20 protein-coding genes are annotated in these 16,274 nt (G+C 47.7%); 15 read left to right on the top strand and 5 right to left on the bottom strand.

The features are described from left to right. Positions 1-57: 57 nt before the first annotated feature. The 4 genes from B2M23_RS04600 to B2M23_RS04615 form a co-directional block, all read right to left on the bottom strand. Positions 58-825 (bottom strand): SDR family NAD(P)-dependent oxidoreductase, encoded by a 768-nt coding sequence (locus tag B2M23_RS04600; RefSeq protein WP_081571095.1) that lies wholly within the window; start codon positions 823-825, stop codon positions 58-60. A gap of 86 nt (positions 826-911) precedes the next feature. Beyond that, on the bottom strand, positions 912-2,747 hold the full coding sequence (locus tag B2M23_RS04605) for a glycerophosphoryl diester phosphodiesterase membrane domain-containing protein (protein ID WP_038351903.1): 1,836 nt from the start codon (positions 2,745-2,747) through the stop codon (positions 912-914). A 115-nt stretch (positions 2,748-2,862) separates the two neighbouring features. Continuing rightward, positions 2,863-3,216, bottom strand: coding sequence for an MGMT family protein (locus B2M23_RS04610; RefSeq protein WP_081571096.1), 354 nt, complete (start codon positions 3,214-3,216; stop codon positions 2,863-2,865). A gap of 99 nt (positions 3,217-3,315) precedes the next feature. Beyond that, positions 3,316-4,251 carry a ferredoxin-like domain-containing protein gene (locus B2M23_RS04615; protein ID WP_038351901.1) on the bottom strand — a complete coding sequence of 312 codons (936 nt, stop codon included), beginning with the start codon at positions 4,249-4,251 and terminating at the stop codon, positions 3,316-3,318. A gap of 146 nt (positions 4,252-4,397) precedes the next feature. On the opposite strand from B2M23_RS04615, the gene B2M23_RS04620 reads away from it, so the two are divergent. The 5 genes from B2M23_RS04620 to B2M23_RS04640 all read left to right on the top strand — a co-directional run bounded on the left by B2M23_RS04620 (position 4,398) and on the right by B2M23_RS04640 (position 9,251). Then, the gene (locus B2M23_RS04620) at positions 4,398-5,276 is read left to right on the top strand and encodes a LysR family transcriptional regulator (RefSeq protein WP_038351900.1); all 879 of its coding nucleotides are present in this window, start codon (positions 4,398-4,400) and stop codon (positions 5,274-5,276) included. A gap of 298 nt (positions 5,277-5,574) precedes the next feature. Continuing rightward, entirely contained in the window at positions 5,575-6,219 is a 645-nt protein-coding gene (gene eutL / locus B2M23_RS04625) for an ethanolamine utilization microcompartment protein EutL (RefSeq protein ID WP_038351958.1), read from the top strand. Between the two features lie 478 nt (positions 6,220-6,697). Then, positions 6,698-7,117 (top strand): 4Fe-4S binding protein, encoded by a 420-nt coding sequence (locus B2M23_RS04630; RefSeq protein ID WP_038351899.1) that lies wholly within the window; start codon positions 6,698-6,700, stop codon positions 7,115-7,117. Next, positions 7,114-9,006, top strand: coding sequence for an aldehyde ferredoxin oxidoreductase family protein (locus B2M23_RS04635; RefSeq protein WP_038351898.1), 1,893 nt, complete (start codon positions 7,114-7,116; stop codon positions 9,004-9,006). Before B2M23_RS04630 ends, B2M23_RS04635 begins: the two co-directional genes overlap by 4 nt. Continuing rightward, positions 9,003-9,251 carry a MoaD/ThiS family protein gene (locus B2M23_RS04640; RefSeq protein WP_038351897.1) on the top strand — a complete coding sequence of 83 codons (249 nt, stop codon included), beginning with the start codon at positions 9,003-9,005 and terminating at the stop codon, positions 9,249-9,251. The genes B2M23_RS04635 and B2M23_RS04640 overlap by 4 nt, the downstream gene beginning before the upstream one ends. Positions 9,252-9,333: 82 nt before the next feature. On the opposite strand, the gene B2M23_RS04645 is transcribed toward B2M23_RS04640, so the two are convergent. Next, positions 9,334-9,528: a (Fe-S)-binding protein gene (locus B2M23_RS04645; protein ID WP_038351896.1), complete on the bottom strand. Its 195-nt coding sequence runs from the start codon at positions 9,526-9,528 to the stop codon at positions 9,334-9,336. A gap of 102 nt (positions 9,529-9,630) precedes the next feature. Here B2M23_RS04645 and B2M23_RS04650 point away from each other — a divergent pair, with 102 nt between their 5' ends. The 10 genes from B2M23_RS04650 to B2M23_RS04695 all read left to right on the top strand — a co-directional run bounded on the left by B2M23_RS04650 (position 9,631) and on the right by B2M23_RS04695 (position 16,267). Continuing rightward, positions 9,631-10,302, top strand: coding sequence for an MBL fold metallo-hydrolase (locus tag B2M23_RS04650; RefSeq protein WP_038351895.1), 672 nt, complete (start codon positions 9,631-9,633; stop codon positions 10,300-10,302). 134 nt (positions 10,303-10,436) lie between these two features. Then, positions 10,437-10,799, top strand: coding sequence for an arsenic metallochaperone ArsD family protein (locus B2M23_RS04655; RefSeq protein ID WP_052237180.1), 363 nt, complete (start codon positions 10,437-10,439; stop codon positions 10,797-10,799). Further along, on the top strand, positions 10,789-11,274 hold the full coding sequence (locus B2M23_RS04660; RefSeq protein ID WP_038351894.1) for a DUF6376 family protein: 486 nt from the start codon (positions 10,789-10,791) through the stop codon (positions 11,272-11,274). Before B2M23_RS04655 ends, B2M23_RS04660 begins: the two co-directional genes overlap by 11 nt. A gap of 125 nt (positions 11,275-11,399) precedes the next feature. Continuing rightward, positions 11,400-11,828, top strand: coding sequence for a MarR family winged helix-turn-helix transcriptional regulator (locus B2M23_RS04665; RefSeq protein WP_013378679.1), 429 nt, complete (start codon positions 11,400-11,402; stop codon positions 11,826-11,828). Positions 11,829-11,874: 46 nt separating this feature from the next. Beyond that, positions 11,875-13,233: an MATE family efflux transporter gene (locus B2M23_RS04670; RefSeq protein WP_038351893.1), complete on the top strand. Its 1,359-nt coding sequence runs from the start codon at positions 11,875-11,877 to the stop codon at positions 13,231-13,233. 116 nt (positions 13,234-13,349) lie between these two features. After that, positions 13,350-13,802 (top strand): helix-turn-helix domain-containing protein, encoded by a 453-nt coding sequence (locus tag B2M23_RS04675; protein WP_038351892.1) that lies wholly within the window; start codon positions 13,350-13,352, stop codon positions 13,800-13,802. Next, positions 13,803-14,561, top strand: coding sequence for an ABC transporter ATP-binding protein (locus tag B2M23_RS04680; protein ID WP_038351891.1), 759 nt, complete (start codon positions 13,803-13,805; stop codon positions 14,559-14,561). Further along, the gene (locus B2M23_RS04685; RefSeq protein WP_038351890.1) at positions 14,539-15,183 is read left to right on the top strand and encodes an ABC-2 transporter permease; all 645 of its coding nucleotides are present in this window, start codon (positions 14,539-14,541) and stop codon (positions 15,181-15,183) included. Before B2M23_RS04680 ends, B2M23_RS04685 begins: the two co-directional genes overlap by 23 nt. Before the next feature lie 359 nt (positions 15,184-15,542). Further along, entirely contained in the window at positions 15,543-15,836 is a 294-nt protein-coding gene (locus B2M23_RS04690; RefSeq protein WP_038351889.1) for a DUF3795 domain-containing protein, read from the top strand. Between the two features lie 2 nt (positions 15,837-15,838). After that, positions 15,839-16,267 (top strand): GNAT family N-acetyltransferase, encoded by a 429-nt coding sequence (locus B2M23_RS04695; protein WP_038351888.1) that lies wholly within the window; start codon positions 15,839-15,841, stop codon positions 16,265-16,267. Positions 16,268-16,274: the final 7 nt, after the last annotated feature.

Below are 16,274 nucleotides of genomic sequence, written 5' to 3' on the forward strand. Positions count from 1 at the left end.
CTGTCATCCCAACAAACGCAGCACTGCGGAGGGGACGACAGGGTTTAAATTTATTTGTCAGACGATTGAAGTGCCACCGTCTACGACAATGTGCTGGCCAGTGACATAGCTGGAAGCATCACTGGAAAAGAAAAGTACTGGTCCGCTGACTTCGCCGCGTTTTCCAGGACGGCTCATAGGACATTGGGCGCTGTACCCCTGAAGGAAGGCCTCAGACTTAAAAAGTGTGTCTTTTGTCATTTCAGATTCAAAAAGCCCTGGGCATACGGCGTTGACGGTGATATTAAATTGCCCATAGGAGGCCGCCATCCCGATTGTCAGGCCAAGAACCGCGCTTTTAGAGGCGTTGTAGGAGTGGCGGATAAACATATCGGCTTTGTCCCCGATCAGCGCGTTGACAGAGCTGATATTAACGATTTTTCCATAATTTTGTTCTTTCATATGCGGGACGACATATTTGCTCATAATAAACATCCCTTTAACATTGACATCCATGGCGCGGTCCCAGTCTTCTACGGTCAGGGTATCCACACCGCCGCGGACAGCGACGCCGGCATTGTTGAGTAAAATATCAATTCTGCCAAATTTTTCGATTATTTCTTCAACGGCTTTTTTAACACATTCTTCGTCAGTCACATCGCAGAAAATGGCTAAAACTTTTCGGCCCATTCCGGAAATTTCGGCGGCTACCTGCTCCAGTTTTTCTTTTCTTCTGGCGAGCAGCACAACATTTGCTCCGTTTTGCGCATATGCTCTTGCGGAATCCGCGCCTAACCCGCTGGATGCGCCGGTGACGACCGCTACTTTATCTGTTAAATCAAACATATCAGTTATCTCCTTCTATTTTATAATGATTAGTAATTATTAAAATAGAAATACCCATTTTAAACAGCTTCAAACATCGACTGGCTTCATGGGTTTTGTTGGTCAATAACCTCACGGCCTACGGCGGGTTTATCTGTAATCAGGCCGAGCACTCCGAGGTCGAGATACTGCCGCATTGCCTTGGGGTCATCCACCGTCCAGACATAAACCGGAAGCCAGGCTTTTCGGGCTTTGCTGATCAGGCTTTTTGTGACCATATTCTCTTCAACCGTAAGGAAGTCGATATCCATATTGACCAGACGCCTTGTGTCTGCCTTGCCCAGATTGCCATAGACGCAGTAGCCAACGGTATATTCGGGGTGCAGGGTTTTTAGCTGTTCCACCAGGCTGTAGTCCAAGGACATGAACATACAATTTTTTTCATCATTCTGCGCTTCAACGACCCTGGCGGTTTCAGCGGCAACATCAGCGGTTTCGTGTCCATGAGTTTTCAATTCAATGAGAAGCTTGATCTGTCCTTTTGTGGCCTTGAGCACTTCTTCAAGGGTTGAGATCTTTCCCTCAGCGTTATTTTGAGACAAGGTCAGTTCACCGAGCTCCCTGGCGGTGAGATCATAGACGTTGACATTTTCGCCGGAAAGGCGCTGGAGATTACTGTCGTGTATGACCATTGGCACATTGTCCTTGGATAAAAGAATGTCGATCTCCGCGTAGTCAGCGCCCTGGTCGATACCGCCCTGGATAGAGCCAAGGGTGTTCTCCACACCCTCTGAGCTTCCGCGGTGTCCGATGACGATAGGGCTGTGTAAAGCCGGTGGATTGTAAAAAAGGCTGAACATACCTACGGCAGCCAGAATAACAATTCCCAGAGCGATGGGTTTCTGATGCCTGATGAAAAAGGGATGGGCTTTGATACGTGTCCAAGCGCTTTTTGCCGTATGGCGTGAAATATGAAAGAAGCTCATGGCCTTTTCCTTCGTGTGACCAAGCCTTTCATCAATAAAGGGAAGAGCTCCGGCATCAATATTTACCCGGCCATCGAGCCCACTGTAACCCGCGGTCAGGATCGTTAGCAGCAAAAGCATAAGTGTGATGCGCAGCAGGCCTACCAGCAGAAAGCCCATAAGCGGCGCAAACGTATTTCCTGAAAAGAGGCTCAGGAAAACAGTGAGAGGGCCATTGCCGGAGATGCCAGGGAAGTAGGTAGGTACAAACCCCGGAAAGTTGAAAAGAATAATCCATAAAACCAAGTAAACGCCAAGCACTAAAGCGACAGGCAGACGCCCTCTTTTTAAAATCCCGAAGCTTCGCCGTGAAGCCTTCATGAACGAAACGCGGTCCAGAACCATGGCAGGCAGTACGAAAAGCAGAATAACAAAAAGTACAAATATAACCGCGTAAAACAGGTAAACACCAATATTTCCCATCAGAGTTTTTGAAAGCTCACCGGTAATAAAATTGGGAATCCGGGTCTGCGGCAGCAGCGACGGGCGTAAGCCGATATGGATCAGCGGCAGAAGCCCCAGAGCGTAAGCTGTAAAACCAACCGAGCCAAAATTTTTAAGGCTTTTATAAGTCGTCAAAGCCATCTTCATGGCAGTGCCAAGGCTGATTGGATTTTTATGAAGCCTGTGGTAGAGCATTAAGATGATGACAGAAAACTCATAATAGACCATAAGTGCACCCAGCGCCAGCATGATGATGAGGGTAATGACCCCGGGAATATTGGTGAAAAAATTAAGAATTCGCTCGTTAAATGCCAGACTATAGCCGCTGAGGTTCAAAAAAATCTGCATGATAAATGACAGCAGCGGCTTCAGCAGAACGGAGCAAAGCATCTTATAGACAACCTCAAAAGCCAATAGTGCCGGAAAGGTCTGAATAAAGGCAATGAGGGTATTTTGAATGTTTTTTGATTTCATGTCAGAGACTCCAAAGTTTTTTTATAGTTTACCATAAAACCAGACAGCGGACATGAAAAACAGAAATTTTGTTATAAGAAAAACAGTTGCCGGCAGATTTGCGTGAGGTCTGTTACTATCTTGAGGATATAGATGAAAAACAATGGGAAAAGTCTTCAGCACGCTCCCAGAGACAGCACCGCATATTGACCTTGCCGTTTGGCAGAAAAGCCACGCCTTCTTTTTTCAAAAGCTGTTCCTGAATACCAGGACCGCCGAAGATAAGTCCCTTGCAAAGGGAGCCGTCACTGAAGACAACCCGGTGACAGGGGAGTTCCAGATGAGCGGGAACATGGCGGAGGGCAGCGCCCACGGCTCTTGCAGCCCGGGGACGGCCAGCCAGAAGAGCGACCTGCCCATAAGAGGCGACCCGGCCTTCTGGGATATTTGCGATAACACGATAGAATTTTTCGTTGAGTGATACAGACATATTGGGCGTTACCTCCTGATTATGGTTTTATTATAGAAGATTATTCTGTGAAAAACAACGGATAAAAAGCCTCCAGTGTTTCAGGAGGCTTTTAAAAAATCAGCAGGTAGCGCCGGATACGGTGGCAATACCCAAAATACTGTCCTTTTCGTCCAGCAGATCATTGGTGGTCAGGGCACGTTCTACAGCTTCCGCGCCCAGGCGTTCAACAGTAGAGCCAAAACGTTCGCTGTTCTGTCCTTCTTTTTTGTATAAGAGAATGGCTTTTTCCACAACATCCATGATTTCGTCGCGGGTAAATAATGTTTTTAGTTCAGTGCCGCGGCGGATGGATTTCCCCCAACGGCCGCCAACATAAACTTTATAGCGGACTTCACCGTCAGGAATCGCATCAAAACGGCAGTTGTCAACACATAAACCGCAGTTGTTGCATTTATCCTCGTCAATGACGAGTTTTCCGTCTGTTACAGTGGCAGCGTCCATTGGGCAGCGGTCCTCAACAGAGCACTTGCTGCATCCCTTGCACAGCTCATCATTATAATTGGGAATTTTTTGGCCGACGATACCTAAGTCATTGAGGTCAGGCTTTACGCAGTTATTTGGGCAGCCGCCGACAGCAATTTTAAATTTGTGAGGCAGTGTAACGTCCCGATAGCCCTCGTAAAAACGCTCGTGTATTTCGCGGGCAAGACCCTGTGTATCAATCAGGCCATAGGTGCAGACCGTTCCCTTACAGGCAACAACAGGGCGGACTTTTGGGCCAGTACCGCCGGTTACCATGCCCTCTTTAGCGATAAATTCCTGAAAAGGTACAATATCATCCCAGGTTAATCCCTGTACTTCTACGGTAAGACGAGTGGTAAAGGCAATGTTGCCATTCCCAAATTTCTCAGCCGCTTCACTCAGGCAGGCAAACTGAGCGGCGTTTAAAACGCCGTCCTCTGTGATAACACGGGCAGCAAAATGTTCGTGGTCATTGTTGAACAGGAAGCCCTGTCCCTTGACGCGTTTAATTTCTTCAGGTGCGATGTTCATAAGCTTGTAAATCTCCTTCTCCGTTTAGGTGAAAATATTCTTTATTCTTCAGTCTATAGATTAACGGATTTCTTGACGATTGTAAAATAGTATTTTATAATCAGTTTAATAGCTAAATACCTATAGAAGAACAATGGGGGATAATTATGACTATCAGGCATCTGAAAGTATTTCTGGCAGTTGCGGAGACAGGCAAGATGAGCGCTGCTGCCGACCAGCTGTTTATTGCCCAGCCATCTGTCAGCCAGGCCATCGCAGATATTGAAAAATACTATAATGTGCGTCTTTTTGAAAGGCTTTCCCGCAAGCTTTACATCACACCGGCAGGCGAAAGGCTTTTAGATTACGCCAGGCATATCGTGGCGCTGTTTGATGAAATGGAACTGGAGATGAAATATTCCGCTGAGCATACAACCCTTAAGATCGGCGGAACAGTGACCGTCGGAACCACCATACTCAGCGATCTGGTGAGCCGGTTTGAGGCAGAAAATCCGCCGGTTACCCTGACAGTTCTGGTGGACAACACACCAGTCATCGAATCCATGATTTTAAAGAGTGATCTGGACCTCGGGCTTGTTGAGGGCGAGGTAAGCAGCGAGGACCTTATCCAGATACCGGCAGTGGAGGACGAAATGGTTTTAATCTGTGGCACGGGGCATCCTTTTGCTGGCCGAAAGACCATCAGTCTTGACGAACTGCAGGGACAATATTTTGTGATTCGTGAAAAAGGCAGCAGAGCCCGCAGCTTTTTTGAGAAGATCCTGGACAGGGAGGGCGTGGAAATTGTGGAAAAATGGACGTGCACAAATACAGAGGCCATTAAGAACGCAGTGATGGATGGCCAGGGGCTGGCGGTGCTCTCCAAACGCCTGGTGGAACGGGATTTTGAACAGGGGCGGCTTTGCATACTCTCGATTCAGGGAATTCGTTTGCTGCGGAGCTTTACGTTGATTTACCACAAAAATAAGTTTTTATCACCTCCTCTTAAGGCTTTTGTGCAAGCCTGCGAGGAATATAAAGATTAGTTTTCCACTTTTTGTTCACTTTTTGTCCACATTTTAACGTGGATAGTGTGGATAAGTTTTGGGATAAAAAACGGCTTTTAACGAAAATTACAGGGATTGCGTCCACAGGTTGTGCATAACTATGTGGATAAGCTGTGTTTTTTCACGATAAAAGTGTGAATAGCCTGTGGAAATGGGGTATATATCATTTTTGGTGCAAATTTTTCCATGACTCGGGCAGAGTTTCTTCTTTACTAACAAAATAACAGATGGTATGATTATAAACAATACAGAAATCTTAAAAAAGGGAGTTCAAAAAATGACCGGGGATTTATTGAAAGCACATGTTCTGTCCAGCAAACTGATGACAGACATTGAAGATATCATGATTGAAGAATTCGGCCTGCCTGAAGGCCACATTGACATCGGCCTTTTTACCACCGATAATGAGGATATTGGCTATGTGGCCGCGGATGAAGCGACCAAAAAGGCCAATGTGCAGGTCTGCTATGCCAAATCGACCTACGGGGGACTTGGCTGTGCCTACGGCGGAGAAATGATCGGTATTATCTCAGGGCCATCCATCAGCGATGTTGAGAGCGGTCTGCGGACCATTACGCATTTCACCGAGCACAATGCTTGCCTGTTCAGCGCCCGTGAAGATGACGGTGTACAATTTTATGCACAGGTTATCTCAAAAATCGGCACTTACCTCGCAGAAGTTTGTGATCTGCCTGTTGGTTCATCTGTCGCCTATCTTGTCGGCCCTCCGCTGGAATCTATGATGGGCGTCGATGAAGCTCTGACAGCTGCTGACGTAGAGGTCGTAAAATTCTTTGGACCGCCAACCGTCTCCAACCGCGGTGGCGCCATCGTGACCGGGACACAGTCTGCCTGTAAAACCGCCTGCATGGCCTTCGCCAAAATGGTCATGGACTGCGTCGAAGAACCCGTGGACTACTGAAGCTGAGTCCAATTTTGAAAAACAAAATTGGCAGCGAGTAAGGAGAGAGCGACAGCGAACGGACGAGCGCAACGAAGCAAACGTCTTGTTTGAAAAAACTCTCCGAAGGAGGAATAAAGGTTTTTTCAAATAAAGACGAAGCCGTCCAATTTTGGAAAACAAAATTGGCAGCGAGTAAGGAGAGAGCGACAGCGAACGGACGAGCGCAACGAAGCAAACGTCTTGTTTGAAAAAACTCTCCGAAGGAGGAATAAAGGTTTTTTCAAATAAAGACGAAGCCGTCCAATTTTGGAAAACAAAATTGGCAGCGAGTAAGAAGAGAGCGACAGCGAACGGACGAGCGCAGCAACGTCATTCCTGTAATAAAAAATTCAAACGAACAAGAGACTCTGAGTTTTTATCAGAGTCTTTTTTGTTCCCCAAATTCACAGAAAACCTGTTATAATAAAGATAATAAACAAGGAAGCGAGGGATAAAGATGGCCTATACCATTACAGAAAAATGTATCGGATGCACGATCTGTGCGAGAAACTGTCCGGTGATGGCCATCACCGGTGAAAAGAAAAAGCAGCATGTGGTGAATGACAAGCGCTGTATCGACTGCGGCGTTTGCGGAAGATCCTGTCCACAGGCTGCCATTTTGGACAACAGAGGAGAGATCGCGAATAGAGTCCCAAAGGATCAATGGAAAAAACCAATGGTAGAACCAGCCGTGTGCAGTGCCTGCTCAATGTGCGTGGAAGGCTGCCGCTTTGAATGTCTGGCAATTTCGATGCCGGCTTTTAAAGGCGACATCCGCGTATACGCGGAACTGGTCAAACCAAGGGCCTGTGTGGGCTGCGGCCTGTGCGAAAGCCTGTGTCCTCTTTCAGCAATCCGCATGGAGGTGATTCAATGAAGCCTTTGAATTATTTGCATATTAACCTGAGCACAGGTAAAATACGTCCGCTGCCCATCAAAGAAGGGGTTGTGAGGGCATATCTTGGCGGTAAAACACTGGCAGCCAAGCTGCTTTATGATTTGCTGCCAAAGGGTGTGGAACCTTTGGCAAAAGAAAATATTCTGATCATCAACACAGGAATTATGACGGACACTGGCGCGCCCTCCTCCAGCCGTTTTAACATGACCTTTAAAAATGTGATGACTGGGGGCATCGCCTCATCCAACTGCGGAGGAAGCTTTGGGATGATGATGCGGCGCGCCGGAGTGGACGGGATTATTCTGGCAGGCGGAGCAGAAAAACCGGTATATCTGGAAATTCTGGACGGCGTGGTAACGATCCGCGACGCAGAAAACCTGTGGGGGATGGATGCCGAGGCTGTTCAGGAACGCTTCCCCAAGGTTTATGGGAAAGTGGTCATCGGGCCAGCAGGGGAAAATAAGGTGCGTTATGCCTGCGCTGTTTCAGGCGAACGGGTAGCCGGCCGGTGCGGCTGCGGCGCGGTAATGGGCGTTAAAAATTTGAAGGGGATTGTGGCTTATGGAACCAAACGGCCAGAGCTTTACAACAAACCAGCTTTTGACGCCTATGTAAAAAAGTGGGTGAAATTCATTCAGAATCATCCCATGACGGGTGACAGCCTGCCCCATTACGGTACTGCAGGTCTTGTAAATAACGCCAATGCCTCACATGCGCTTCCAACCCATAATTTTAAACGGGGCCAGTTTGAGGCAGCGGAGGAAATCTGCGGGGAGACCCTTGCGGATAAGTACCTGACCCGAAACGGTGGCTGTGTGAGCTGTCCCATACGGTGTGAGCGGCGTGTGATGGTTGGCGGACGCGAGGTAAAAGGGCCGGAGTTTGAAACCGTGGGTCTTTTTGGTTCAAATATTGAAAACAGCAATCTGGAATTGATCAATGAGATTAATTATAGAGCCGATATTCTGGGGATAGATACGATTTCGCTGGCGGGCACACTGGCCTTTGCCATGGAACTTCAGGAAAGGGGAATGGCAGACTTTGGACTCCACTTTGGGGAAACCGGCAACCTGCTGGAGATCATCGAAAAAATTGCGTATCGCCAGGACATCGGTGACGAGCTGGCAGAAGGCAGCGCCCGGCTGGCAAAAGAATACGGCGGGACTGATTTTGCCATCAACGCCAAGGGCATGGAACTGGCATCTTATGAGCCGCGGCGTTCAGTTGGCATGGGGCTTGGCTATGCGACCTCCAACCGCGGTGGCTGTCATCTGAATGGCGGCTATCTGGCGCTGATGGAATCAGTGGGTGTCATGAGCGTCGGTGCACAGGGAACAAAGGGAAAGCCTGAGCTCACCGCTTTTATGCAAAACGGCATGGAAGCCGGTTCGGCGGCAGGTTTCTGCCTGTTCACCATGCAGACCATGATCCCGTCGATTTTGTATCATATGGGGCCAGTCAGCCCGGTAACCCATACTGCGGGCAAGGCCATGATCATGGCCCGGGGGATTCTTGGAAATATGTGGCCTTTGATGCCGGGACTGCTGCCCGTTAAAACCATGTATCTGATGCCGCACTGCAAGGCCATTGAACTGGCTACCGGCATGCGCATGACGACCGGAGAGTTCCTTCAGGTTGGTGAGCGTGGTTTTACCATTGAACGGCTCTTTAATCTGCGGGAAGGTTTGACTGCTGAGGATGACAGTCTGCCGGGCCGGCTGACGGACGAACTTCAGGAACCAGGTGATCCCAGCACCAGGGTAGATCTTGAAGCAATGCTTCCGGTATACTATAAGGTGAGGGGCTGGGATGAGCGCGGTGTGCCAACAGCCGCAACCCTCAAGCGTCTGGGGCTTGGAAGCTTATGATTACGGTGAAATATTTCGGAGCGCTGAGGGCATTAACCGGCACAGCGCAGGAGAGTCTTGAGGCGGCAGATATTAAAGAGGTGCTGGTAAAAATAAAAGCCGCCCATGGGAAAGAGGCGGCAGCGAAAGCCAGGCGGTGTCTGATCCTGCTGAACAGCGATAATGTCAATCTGCACAACGGCATGCGGACAAGCCTGAAAATTGGCGATGTCGTCAGTTTCGTCCCCGTCTGCGCGGGAGGCTGAAGCTGAGTCCAATTTTGAAAAACAAAATTGGCAGCGAGTAAGGAGGAGCGACAGCGAACGGACGAGCGCAACGAAGCAAACGTCAGCTATTCAGCAGTTTTTCCACCGCTTTCCGGTTCTTCTCCTGTTCAGGAAGCCGGAGCGGGGCGCAGCTGCTGAGATTGGCTTCATTTTTAGACAGCTTGTCGGCAAAAGCCATGCAGTTGTCTTCCCCGCAGCGTTTGCAGTTGCTGTGAGGAAGGTATTCATAAATATCGGTAGGGTAGATAGGTTCCATGTTTATCCTCGCTTGTAATCAGAATGAATTTATTGTACGCTTGTTATGGAGGCCTGTCAAGGCGGGATAAAGGATGTGAATCGACAGAAAGGGGGGATGGAAATGAAAAGATGGACAACCTCAGGCGGGATTGCCATTGAGCGGTTAAATACATTAAGGTGCAATTGCTATGTGGTTCAGTGTGCCGGCGCTGTCTATCTGGTGGATACCGGCGTGGTGATGGAGCGCCAAAGTATTGAACGGCAGCTTAAAAAGCTTGGAATCAGCGGGCTTGACGGCATTATTTTAACCCACGTCCATACCGATCATGTGGGAAATGCCGCCTGTTTTCAGAAGAAATTCAATTGCCTGGTCTACGTACATGCCCATGAGCGGACAGCCCTTCGGGACGGCTGCTGCCCGCTGCCCCGGGGAACAATTCCCATTACCCGGAAAATTGTGAGGGCAGCGGGAGTCCTTGGGCTTTGGACCTGCTTTGAGCCCTGCAGAAACGTCATGGCGGTTGAAAATGGACAGTACATTGGACCAGGAATGCGCGTGCTGCACACACCAGGCCATACAAAGGGCTCCATGAGTCTGATTTTGAATGAAGATATTGCATTGGTTGGCGATGCTATTATCCATAGAAGCAAGCAGGTCTATCCACCCTTTGCCAACGATGAGACACAGGTAAAAAATTCTTTGCAAAAGCTGCTCGAAACCAATTGTCAGCAGTTTTTGCCGGGACATGGCATGGCGGCAGGCCGGGAGGATATTCTGGGCGCGCTGCTCTAAAGCGGTAGAAAAACAGCCTTGAAAATGATGGAAGGGCTGTTTTTTTGTGGTCTGGATAGGATATCTTTACTTTTAACTGAATTTATTAAGATTTCAGTGTTACAATGAGATCATTATAAACTGGGAGGATTCGAATGAAAGTATTAGAGCTTTTCGAGCCGGCGGCCATTGACGTGTCGGATGAAGACGCGCGGGTGGACGCGGTGATTCAGGCACTTGTTAACGCCGGGGAAACGGTGAAGCGCTATGATATAATCGGAATGAAAAAGGATTTTGCCGAAAACGAAATGGTTGAAAACCTGCTGGACGCCGAAGGACCCGAGGTTCTGCCCATTACCCTGATCGATGGTGTGCTGGTAAAGCAGGGCGGTTACCCGTCCAATACGGAGATCGCTAACTGGTTTGGCATTACAGAAGACACAATCGCTGCGTGCTGCAGAGCTTCAGGAAAGGGCTGCGGCAGCTGTGGGGGCTGCGGAGGAAAACATGAAAGTTAAAAAGAAGCTTTTTATGTCTACTGTGGCGGTCCTGGTAACCTCATTGGTATTGGCCGGCTGCGGCAGTAAGGACGGGCCGGCAGGAAAGGCTGAGTACCTTGGATTTCTGGGCAGCCAGTTTACTTCGATGACCACCACTGTACAGAATATTCAGGATAAACTGTCAGGCTTTACAGAGGACTCCCTGTCTGACAGCGCGTGGGTATCGGATATGGATAAGCAGCTGGATCAGGTTGATAAAGCCTGTGACGCTGTTATCAGTTATGATAAGGTGCCGCAGGATTACGTGGATCTCCACAGTAAGCTTACCGATGTGGCAAATCAGCTTAAACCAGCGGTGGCAAAATATAAAACCGGTATCGAAAACAAAGATTATGACGCACTGTCCTCAGCTAACGAACAGGTAAAAACCGCGGCGGTTTCACTGGAATCATATATCCCAGAGCTTAAAAATCTGCTGGGCAGTCAAAATTAGAAAACGAAAAACAGGCGATCTGCCTGTTTTTTTTGATTGACAAAAAACAAAATTAAATTTAAAATAGTTTATAGGTAAACTGTTTAGCTAGAAACTGTTTACGGCCAAACGATATGGAGGAAACGATGTTTTTTAAAAATATCTCAATCATTTACCGCCACAGCGAAATCTTATTTCAAAAGCGGCTGGGCGGTATGCAGCTCAATAATACAGAGCAGTCCATTCTTTTGTATTTAAAACACAATGACGGTGTTAACCAGCACGCCATTGCCCGTTTTTTTCAGTTTAACAAAACCACTGTGGCAAAAACGCTGTCCGCGCTGGAAGATATGGGGCTCATTAAACGTGAAACCAACTGTGAAAGCAAAAGAGAAAAGCGCGTTTATCTGACCGAGGCCGGCAATAAGGCGGTAGTTCTTATCAAGGAAAGCAGAAGGCAGCTGGAAGAAGAAGTGATGGCAGAATTTACAGAAGAGGAAAAGGCCTTGTTTGATGAGCTGTCAGAAAGGATAGCAGTAAAAGTTTGGAAGCTTAATCAGGAAAGTGACGGCTGAGGCAGGCCGTCTTAAAAATGAGAATTTTGGAGGAGAGTGAAAATTTATGGTTAATGATATGACCCGGGGCAAACCGGCGAAAATTTTAATGGTTTTTATGCTGCCCATGCTGCTCGGAAACATTTTTCAGCAGCTTTACAATATTGTTGATACCGTTATTGTTGGAAATTATGTCGGCGCAGATGCGCTGGCAGCGGTGGGCTCGACGGCGGCAATGGTATTTTTACTGGTGGCGGTCGCCATGGGGCTGAGTATGGGCTGTTCTGTACTTATTTCCCAGTATTTTGGTGCGGGGGACAAGAAAAATATGCGCCGTGCGGTGTTTACCAGCATGGTTTTTATTTTGGCGGTCGGAGCTGTGGTTTGTGTGCTGGGCCTTGCGATTTCGGACTGGCTGCTGCATTTGATCCAGACGCCGGCCAATATTTTTGAAGGCGCGTCCACCTACATAAACATCTATTACATGGGCTGCATTTTTTTGTTTACCTATAACGGCCTGGCCGCAATATGCCGTGCAGTCGGCGATTCAAAAACCCCACTGTATTTTTTGATTGTCGCGGCTCTTTTGAATATTGTGCTGGATTTGGTATTTGTTATTTATTTTAACATGGGTGTGGCTGGTGTGGCCTGGGCTACGCTGATCGCCCAGGGCGTATCGGCAGTTACCTGCCTGATCTATGTTTATTTTAAAGTGCCGGTGCTCAAGCTCCACAGGGAAGACTGTGTTTTTGATTTTAAAATGCTGAAAGATCTGCTGGCCTATGCCATTCCCTCAACGGTGCAGCAGTGTATTGTATCGTTCTCGATGATGGCAATCCAGGGCCTGGTAAACAGCTTTGGCTCGGTCTTTATCGCAGGGTATACCGCAGCGACTAAGATCGACTCCATCGCGATTCAGCCATTGCTCAGCGTCACCATGTCGCTGTCCACCTTTACGGCGCAGAATATCGGCGCTGGCCGTACAGAGCGTGTTTACGAGGGTTTTAAGGTAACAATTCTAATTGTTGTAATCATGTGCCTTGCGATTTCCGGGCTGATCTTTTTATTCGGGGATGTCTTTATCGGCGCTTTTGTGGATTCTGTGGCAGACGCGGGTGTTATTCAGGTTGGCGTTGAGTATATCCGTATCGTTTCAGTGTTTTATGTGGTCATGGGACTCATGTTTTCAGCCGGCAGTGTGCTGCGCGGTGCAGGAGATGCCACAGCCTTTATGATGGGCTCTCTTTCAAACTTTGTTGTCCGTATCGCAGCAGCGTATATTCTGGCAGGAATGATCGGTTCCAGCGCAATCTGGTGGTCTATCCCCATGGGATGGGGCGTCGGTCTTTTGGTCAATTATATCCGCTACCGCAGTAAAAAGTGGGAAGACAAAGCCATCATCAGTAAAAAGCAGGTTGAAGCTTAAAGGATGCCTCAGGGCATTCTTTTTTAATGCAACCAGAACAAACATATTTTGTTAATAATGGTTGGTAGACAATCCGGCAGATTCTGTTAAAATTGGTATCAGGAGGTATGAAAAATATGAAAAATCATTTAAGTATGAATCTGACAGCACTCCGGAAAATGAACCAGTATACGCAGGAGGAGGTAGCATCCAGAATCGGCGTCAGCCGTCAGGCTGTGGCAAAATGGGAAAGCGGTGAGAGCGCACCGGATGTCATTAACTGTAACGCGTTGGCCGAAATGTACAATGTGAGCCTGGATGACCTTGTGAATTATAATGAAACAGAAAGAGACGGGCTGGCCATCCCGCCAAAGGATAAGCATATGTTCGGCTGTGTAAGCGTGGGAGAGCGCGGGCAGATTGTTATCCCCAAAAAAGCACGCGAAATTTTTGATATAAAACCCGGTGACCGACTGATGGTTCTCGGCGATGAAGACCCTGAGAGAGCCGGTATTGCCATTGTAAAGGAAGATGTTTTTATGGAGCTTGCCGCCCAGATCATGGACGCAGTGAAAAGAGGCGAGGAATAGATGAATCTGTTATCTGTCAAAAATCTCAGCAAAAAATATCCGGCTTTTGAGTTAAAGGAGGTTTCCTTTGACGTGAAGCAGGGAAGCATTATGGGTTTTATTGGAAAAAACGGGGCAGGAAAGAGCACCACCCTCAAGGCCATGCTGAATATGGTCCATCCCAACAGCGGCACCATTGAAATGATGGGAAAAGATTTTAATCAAAACGAAGCATGGTGTAAGCAGAATATCGGTGTCGTGCTGGGAGGAATTGATTACTATCCCAAAAAGAAGCTAAAGACCATCACCAAAGTGACCAGCCGGTTTTATGAAAAATGGGATGACGAAAAGTATCAGCAGGCTTTAAAGCTTTTTGAGCTTGATGAGCGTAAAACTGTGGACCAGCTGTCAGCTGGTATGCGGGTTAAATATCTCATAGCACTGGCGCTTTCACACCATGCCAGCCTTTTGATTTTTGACGAGCCGACCAGCGGCCTGGACCCTGTATCGAGAGATGATCTTCTGGTTTTGTTTGAAAAACTGGTGCAGGCAGGTGACCGCAGCATCCTGTTTTCTACGCACATCACATCAGACCTGGAAAAATGTGCAGATACGATTACCTATATTAAGGACGGCGCCGTTCTCGCCAGTGAAGATCGGGAAGTATTTATCCGCCATTTCCAGTATCTTAAAGATAACGAAAGCGCCCCGGCATTGTCATTGGAAGATATTATGGTTCATATGGAAAGGAAAAAATATGATGAGAGCATTGCTTTATAAAGAACTGCTTTTAACCAGTCTGCCGCCGATGTTTATTTTTATGTTCTTTGGCGCCATGCTGATGATTCCTGGATATCCCTATTATGTTCCGTTTTTCTTTGGCTGCCTTGGGCTTTTCTTTACCTTTCAAAACGGGCGCGAAAACAAGGATACCTTTTATACCGCAGCGCTGCCCATCTCAAAGGGAGATGTTGTCAGGGCAAGATGCCTTCTGGTAGTGCTGGTGGAGCTTGGCGAGGTGCTTATCTCTGTTCCCTTCGCGGTTCTGCGGGCGTATGTGCTGCCGCCGAATCCGGTAGGGATTGAGCCGAATCCTGCATTTTATGGCTTTGTATTGATCATGTTTACCATTTTTAACGTGATATTCCTGACACAGTTTTATAAAACAGCCTACAATGTTGGAAAAGCTTTTGTCATAGCGCAGATCCCTCTGTGGCTGTATATTATTGTGATGGAAGCCCTGGTGCATTTTCCGGTGCCCGGTACATATCTGGATACTACCAACCCATCTATGATGCTGAGACAGCTGCCGATTCTGGCAGCCGGAGTCGTAATTTACATATTGGGAATGTTGGTGGCCTGCCGTGTTTCCATTCGGCGGTTTGAAAAAGTTGATTTGTAGAATAATGGGTAATGAACGAAAGGCACGAGCCCTTCGTTTCAAACTGCCAAAAGTGCCGCGGCTTGAGACTGCGCCTTTTATCCAGATAAGAAAAAAAGTTCAGGCGCTTTGAATAACGGCCAGAAATCGTGTAAAATTATCCGCCCAGCCGGACACTGGCGAGATGAAGTATCAACTTTAGTGAAACAGATATCGGTGTGAGGGCAGTGCCCGCAGAACGTTTTTTTCTTTCTTAGGTAAAAGGCTTCGTCTCTCAAGTTTTTTATACAGACTGTAAAAAGATTGACAGAAGCCTTTAGTTCCGTTATGCTGGGTTTAAAGAAGCCATTTGTTCCACGAATCCTTAAGGAGGGAATATCATGAAAGAAATCATCAGTTGCTGCGGCGTTGTCTGTACAAGCTGTGAGTATTACCCTGAAACCTGTCCGGGCTGTCCAGCCATTGAGGGGAAAGCTTTCTGGCTTGAGTATACCGGAGGAGATATCTGCGGTATTTATGAATGCTGTATTCTTGAGAGGAAAAAGCCTCATTGTGGAAAATGCGGAGAGCTGCCCTGCCACCGCTATTTCGATACACCAGATCCTACCAAGACCCCAGAGGAAAACAAAGCGGACTTCAGAAGACAGATGGAACAGCTCAAAAGGATGGGATAGCTGTGAAAATAAGAAAAATGCAGTTTTCCGACATGCCAGAGCTTGCCAGGCTTTATTACCAGTTCTGGAGAGAGCCCTCAGACGTCGGAGCAATGGAGCGCCAATTCAGGCGCCTTGAAAAAACAGATAACCACATTCTTCTATGTGCAGAACAAGACAGCTGCCTTGTTGGGTCGGTGATGGGCATAATCTGTGAGGACCTCTATGGGAACTACTGCCCTTTTATGGTGCTTGAAAATATGATTGTAGATAAATCCTGCCGTCAGAGCGGCATTGGTAAGGCTCTGCTTGGCGCTCTGGAAAAGCAGGCAAAAGAACGAAGATGTACCCAGATCATTCTAGTAACAGAAGAGAATCGGAAAGATGCCTGCCGTTTTTACGAAACGAATGGCTTCCAGGCAGATAATGCAGGTTATAAGAAAAAATTATGAAGGGTAA

It is taken from the genome of Eubacterium limosum, from assembly GCF_000807675.2.
In the GTDB taxonomy this organism is placed as follows: domain Bacteria; phylum Bacillota; class Clostridia; order Eubacteriales; family Eubacteriaceae; genus Eubacterium; species Eubacterium limosum.